Source organism: Oleiphilus sp. HI0086 (assembly GCF_001635225.1).
On record NZ_LWFZ01000387.1, the window covers coordinates 1 to 469 of the forward strand.

Below are 469 nucleotides of genomic sequence, written 5' to 3' on the forward strand. Positions count from 1 at the left end.
AGTATCTTTGTAAATCCTATGCAGTTTGGTGAGAACGAGGATCTTGATGCCTACCCTAGAACACTTGAAGATGATAGTAAGCACTTACGTAGTAGATATTGTGATGTCTTGTTCGCACCACCTGTTAGCGAGATCTATCCAAACGGCTTAGCTGAAGAAACCAGAGTGGATGTGCCTGCTCTCGGAGATTATCACTGCGGCGCCAGTCGTTCCGGTCACTTCATTGGTGTCGCCACCGTCGTCACCAAGCTATTTAATATGGTGCAACCAGATATTGCAGTATTTGGTGAAAAAGACTTCCAACAATTAGCGATTATTCGCAAGATGGTTTCCGACCTTTGTATGCCTGTTTCTATCATTGGCGTCCCAACATCTCGGGAAGAGTCAGGTCTAGCCCGCAGCTCTCGCAATGGTTACCTTAGCCAGCAAGAAAAGCAAACTGCCGCTAAGATTTACCAGCTATTGCAAC

1 protein-coding gene is annotated in these 469 nt (G+C 46.1%); it reads left to right on the forward strand.

Features of this window, described 5'->3' with window-relative positions; all coding sequences use genetic code 11:
* Nucleotides 1-18: 18 nt before the first annotated feature.
* Nucleotides 19-469: pantoate--beta-alanine ligase (locus A3756_RS04855; RefSeq protein WP_368664568.1), on the forward strand; the 451-nt coding region annotated here is incomplete at its 3' end.